Raw genomic sequence first — 5,720 nt, forward strand, 5'->3', positions numbered from 1 at the left:
TAGCCGTCATAAATTCCGCCTTTTTTGGCAGGTTCTGTTGACATTTGAGAAAGTAATTTATCTCTGCTCCGAGAATCTTCGATGGGCAGGCGCAAGACCTGCCCCTACATTAGATCTATTCCTTGTAGGGGAAACCACCTCGTGGTTGCCCTATTGTAGGTCGATTTTCCAAAATCGACATTTTTTGTGTCGAGATATGAATCTCAACCTACTGCTAGCAGCGATAGAAATCCCTTGACTTTGACTTGTCGCTCATGTATTATGTGCGAATCTCAGGTGATGGGCAAAGGATCTGATCTATGAAGATTATCGCTGTTGATCCCTTTTACCTCAAAATGCCGCAGATTACCGACGCGGCAGACGGTACGCAGGACACACTTGTCGTGCGTATCCAGACGGACGAGGGAATTACCGGGTGGGGTGAATGCGATGCCTCGCCGCTTGTGTCGTTAGCCGCGTACTGTTGCCCAATGTCACATGGGAACATCATCAATATCCGTGAGTCTTTGATTGGCGAGAGGCTGGAGAATCCCAGCGATGTGGTCCGGCTCCATCAAAAAGCGCTGCGTAATGGGCTTGATATTCAGCAGATCCACCACGCCTATAGCGGTGCAGACATCGCGTTATGGGACATCGTCGGACAGAGGTTGGGAGAGCCGATTTATCGCCTACTTGAGCCGCAGAGCCAAAGCCACTCCAAGCTGCCGTATGCCTCCGTCCTTTTTGGCGATACCCCCGAAGAAACCTATCAGATTGCGGCGCAGTTGCACGAGCAAGGGTATCGTGCTGCAAAGTTTGGGTGGGGACCGATGGGAAAATTCGGTGAGGAAAACGACGTGGCGTTGGTTCGTGCAGCACGCGAGGGTATGGGAGAAGATGCGCAGATTATGATTGATGCCGGCGTCGTCTGGGGCGAAGACTATGAAACGGCTTACGCCCGGGCAAAACAGTTTGCCCAGTTTTCGCCTACATGGTTGGAAGAACCGCTCGCTCCCGACGCGATCGAGGCATATATGGGGTTATCAAAGCAGCGTCCGCCGGTGCCAATCGCTGCGGGTGAAGGCTCTGGGACGTATCGTTTGGCGGAGGACCTTATCCTGCATGGCGGGATTCAGTTTGTGCAGATCGATGTCGGACGTATCGGCGGCATCACAGCGGCTTTCCGTGTCCGACAACTTGCCGAACAGCACGGAATTCAGTATGTGAATCACACCTTCAAAAGCCATTTGAGTCTTGCTGCATCGCTGCATGTGTTTGCGACAAACGAATCATTCGATCTGTTGGAATATCCGGCTGAAGGGTCTAAACTCGCTCAACGTCTGACAGTTGAGCGGTTGGAAGTTGGATCTGATGGAAAAGTGGCGTTGACGGGTAAACCGGGGCTAGGCGTGCATGTTGATACAGAGACGATGGGTGCATATTTAGCCCCAGTGCAGATTCAGGTTGGTAACGAGATTGTCTTTGAGCCGATTGAGCTCTGATGTTACCCTGCGCGGCGCGAACTTGCTTGACTGAATCTAATAATGGAGAAGAAAATGATCCCGAAATATCTAGCCCCCTTGATTTTGACCCTTGTTATTATTGCCTGTGTAATTTTCGTTTCTTGCGGGGATGAGGGAGAAGTGATGACACCTGAGCCACCCGTCCCACAACAACCGTCACCGGATGAACTGATGCCTGAACCACCTGCTCAACAGCAACCGGTAGAACAGCAGCCGCAACCGGAACCCGAACCGCCGCGAGTTGAACAAATGCCCCAACCGCAACCGGAACCAGAGCCACCGGCTGTCCTTCCGGGGTTGCCTGATGACATAGCAGGATATGATCAATGGCTGAAGTTGAACGCTCAACCGATCCCTCCCGCACCGGGCGGCGATCCGCATAATGGCACCAAAAATGTCTATGTCAATCAAACGCGTGAGAAGATTGCTCCGAATGGTCAGCAGCAGTTTCCTTATCCGGATGGCACGATTGTGGTGAAGGAAGCAACTCGTCCGGGCAGAGATTTTATTGGACTGGTCGCAGTGATGTGGAAAGAGGCAGGAAACCATCCCGACGCCGGCGATTGGAGATTTGAGGAATACCTGCGAGGCGCGCCGGACGCGGAGTTCCGCTTGGCTTTTGAAGGAGGGATCTGCATCGGCTGCCACTCAGGAGTTGCCGATACAGACTTTGTGTTTGTACCGCTCGAATAATAGTCAACGGCAAATCGTTATACATAAAGGAAGCTGCTAGATAGCCCGGAGTCGAGTGATTTTCTTGATATATCAGGCATCAATCCAATGCGATACATGCCGCCCCGCTGGGGCTTGGGGAATTGGTTTGCCGATGTGCTATACACATATCGCCCCTCTGGGGCTTTGTAGGTAAGGCAAGATGCCCGACCTACGGGTATAAGGGTCAACTTTATTGCGGCACACGTCACTAGCAACTTGCGTTATACATAAAGGAAGCTGCTAGTCATTGAAAAACCATTGATTTTCTTGTAGGGGCAGGGGCTATTCGCCTGTCAAGTGCTCTCTTTCGCTCCAGCGGAGCGATATGTCTATAGAACGGTGATAGAAGCAATCCCTGCGCTCCAGCGGAGCGCGATGTGTATAGAAAGAGCGAATCTGATAGATAATCTTAGTAAATTTGGTTATTTCTAGTAGATGTCGAGTATGGAAATTCGACCTACAAGTTACCTAGCAACTTACGTTATGCATTGAGGAGGTTATCAATTGGCATACAAATCTCAGTTTGGATTTTTGGTCTTCTTACTCAGCGCATTATTGGTTGTTTCTTTGATCTCTGATAGCGCAGCGCGCCCGGAGTTTGCGGCGATGGAGGACAAAGAGGCGGACCGCGCAACGCAATTGGACAGGTTTATGAGGATAACTACTTTGAGTTTCCTGAAGATTTCGATCCGGAAGCAATTATGGAGGAAGCGGAAGAGGTTCGCCAAAGACTCACAACAGCGGTCAACATTCGTACCGCTTATATCAAAACAGCCCATGTCGATCTCGAAGGACGCGCAAGAGCCACGTGTACCTCTTGCCACTCATCCGTTGATAGCTTTCTTCTGATGCAGGGCGAGTTGACTGTCAATGCACAAGCCTCGGACAAGCTCAGACTGACCCTCTCCAACAATATGGGAGCGACCCTCAATATGTTTGCGACGGTTGACGCTATCCCCAAACACCTCTACGTCAAAGTGGGACAATTCCGCGTTCCATTTGGTCTTAAACAGAGAGACCACAATATCTTGGTACGTCAGGGGTATAACCTCGGATCACATAAACGGGATGTCGGCATTGAAGTCGGGGGCACGTACGGCAAGTTGTTCTACAATGCTGCCGTGGTCAATGGAAATCGCAGCGCTGGACAAGCCGCGGATAGCAACCAACATAAAGGGATGGTTGCAACTGCCGGCAGTACGCTTGGTCCCGTCCGGGGAGGTGTCTCCTTTCTCCTTGATAGAGATAGAGATCTAGATCGTGAAATGATTGCAGGGGCGTTTTTAACAGCTGCCCTCAAAAATCTCACCCTCGAAGGCGAGTTCAATTTCGGGGGCAGTTTCGGCGATGATGAGGGCATCGGCTTCAGTGATGATGACATCGCATCCAAAGGTTACTATTTCGGTGCGAAATATCGCGTGATGCCGGAACTGATGCTCTCCGGACGTTATGGGTTGTTCGATCCGGATCGAATGGTCAAAGGGGATGGGAGCCAGCGTGTAACGCTTGCTGCACAATATATCTTTATGGAAAACGGTTCCCTTGAGCTATTCTATTGGTTCAACATCGCAAACGATAACCGCGATATAACGAGCACTGACCGCCAACTTGAGGGGATAGATCAGCTTATCTTGATGTCGCATTTCTGGTTCTGACACAGTTTTTGGGGAAACCTTCGAGAGATTTGATCTATAGGGGGATAGAATGTCAACTGCGACTAGTACAATATTTGGGCTTATTTTCCTTGGTCTGGGGAATGCTTCCGTGTTTTTGATGTATAAGCTGTGGGGGTATCCCTTCGACCATGAAACCCGCACCAGTGCCGCACCGAAATCGCTGATGTTTGTGCACCGAGCTATCGGCTATGCGTATCTGATCCTGTACATCTTCATGATGTGGCACATGGTGCCCCGCCTGTGGAATTATCAGGTTGAACTCCCACCGCGTACCGTTGCTCACCTGATGCTCGGCATCACAATCGGCGTCCTACTTCTGGTCAAAATTTCGATGAGGCGATGCCTTATATCGGGACAGGGCTCTTGATATGTACCTATCTGCTCATTGGTCTCTCCGTACCCTTCACATTGCGCGAAAGTGCCCTTCGGGTCAAGAGCAATATCTTCAGCGATGCTAGCCTCCAACGGACACATACACGACTGGAAATGGCGGGATTACCACCTGATGCACCACTTGATGAGCTGGCTACGAGGCGGAAATTGCGCGAGGGTCAGGACGTTCTGTTGAAGAAATGCGTTCAGTGCCACGATTTACGAACTATCTTAGCGCGTCCACGCACCCCACCTGATTGGGTGCGGACGGTGGATCGGATGGCAATCAAGCCGATGATAGGGGAACCGATTACCCTAGAAGATCAGTGGACGGTGTCCGCATATCTCATCGCTATCACGCCCGAACTGCAAGTTTCAGCGAAAGAGCAGCGGAAACAGCGAATGCAGGCTAGCCAAGCGCAAAACGCTTTAGCCGTTTTGACGAATCCGGATGAAGTGGCAGATGAGGTGATTGTAAATCCGGATGAAGTCGTTGTAGATCCGGATGAGGTTGAGGAGACGGGTGCAACGTCGGCTGAAGATGTTTATGACCCGGAAGTTGCGAGAGAACTATTTGAAATTACCTGCTCCCTCTGCCACGACCTGTCAGACGTTGATAATGTCCCACCGACATCGGAAGCGGAAACCACGGAACTTATCGCTCGCATGATCGACAACGGGCTTTTCCTTGAAGAGGAAGATATCAAAATCATCGCTCGATATCTGAATGAGACCTATGTGAATCCCTGAAATGACTAGGCTCTGTTGACATCTGTGTGAGATGTGTCTGTCATTTGCCAATAAACACCCAACCCCTACGAGTTGCCGTTCAGCCTAATTTTAGCATTTCTGCTAAAAAATTACGTTATCCTCACGATCGATTGCTCTCCAACTCGGTCATCATCCGCAGATTCAACAGATGGGTCATGGTGCCTCCCGCTGCGGGAATCAATCGTCCTGTGTCGTATATCTTCATCGCAGCGACAGCGGCATAGGCGATATCGTCGGGTTTGCCCGGTCTAACCATGAAAACATATCCCTTTTTCGATGCTTCTTCATAGTCTGGAATACGGATCCGCGATAGATCTGTGTCGATGACCCCCGCCTCGATGCCGTTGACTTTGATCCCCTCTTCTGCTAATCTGCCTGCGTAGACCTTCATATCCATCTCCAAACCCGCTTTGGAAATGCAGTAGGCAGCACGGTTGTCAGAGGCGAGCGAGTCTGAAATAGATAGGGTATAAACAATACACCCCCGAATCTCCTCGGCAATCATGTAATTCGCAACCCGTTGCGTCAAAAAGTGCGGTGCTTTGAGATTGGTCTTGATGAGGATATCGAAGTCTTCTTCAGATTCTTCGAGGATGTCGGCGATCCGCGTGATGCCCGCATTGTTGACCAGAATATCGACCCTGCCAAAGGCGTCCACCGCCGTATCAAGCAGTTTCTGATGCTG

At 50.6% G+C, this 5,720-nt stretch carries 7 protein-coding genes; 6 read left to right on the forward strand and 1 reads right to left on the reverse strand.

All coding sequences use genetic code 11. From position 1 onward, the window contains the following. The 6 genes from J4G02_22870 to J4G02_22895 all read left to right on the forward strand — a co-directional run. Positions 1-238 (forward strand): hypothetical protein (locus tag J4G02_22870; GenBank protein ID MCE2397351.1); only part of this gene is annotated, 238 nt, incomplete at its 5' end. Between the two features lie 61 nt (positions 239-299). Further along, positions 300-1,481: a mandelate racemase/muconate lactonizing enzyme family protein gene (locus tag J4G02_22875; protein ID MCE2397352.1), complete on the forward strand. Its 1,182-nt coding sequence runs from the start codon at positions 300-302 to the stop codon at positions 1,479-1,481. Positions 1,482-1,535: 54 nt separating this feature from the next. Next, positions 1,536-2,195, forward strand: coding sequence for a cytochrome P460 family protein (locus J4G02_22880; GenBank protein ID MCE2397353.1), 660 nt, complete (start codon positions 1,536-1,538; stop codon positions 2,193-2,195). Between the two features lie 722 nt (positions 2,196-2,917). Then, positions 2,918-3,871: a hypothetical protein gene (locus J4G02_22885; protein MCE2397354.1), complete on the forward strand. Its 954-nt coding sequence runs from the start codon at positions 2,918-2,920 to the stop codon at positions 3,869-3,871. Positions 3,872-3,920: 49 nt separating this feature from the next. After that, positions 3,921-4,259, forward strand: a complete 339-nt coding sequence (locus J4G02_22890; GenBank protein ID MCE2397355.1) for a hypothetical protein — start codon at positions 3,921-3,923, stop codon at positions 4,257-4,259. Further along, positions 4,232-5,014 carry a hypothetical protein gene (locus J4G02_22895; protein ID MCE2397356.1) on the forward strand — a complete coding sequence of 261 codons (783 nt, stop codon included), beginning with the start codon at positions 4,232-4,234 and terminating at the stop codon, positions 5,012-5,014. Before J4G02_22890 ends, J4G02_22895 begins: the two co-directional genes overlap by 28 nt. Positions 5,015-5,135: 121 nt before the next feature. Here the strand turns inward: J4G02_22895 and J4G02_22900 are convergent. Then, a partial coding sequence (locus tag J4G02_22900) for an SDR family oxidoreductase (protein MCE2397357.1) occupies positions 5,136-5,720 on the reverse strand: 585 nt, incomplete at its 5' end.

The sequence above is a fragment of the Candidatus Poribacteria bacterium genome (assembly GCA_021295755.1).
GTDB lineage: Bacteria > Poribacteria > WGA-4E > WGA-4E > PCPOR2b > PCPOR2b.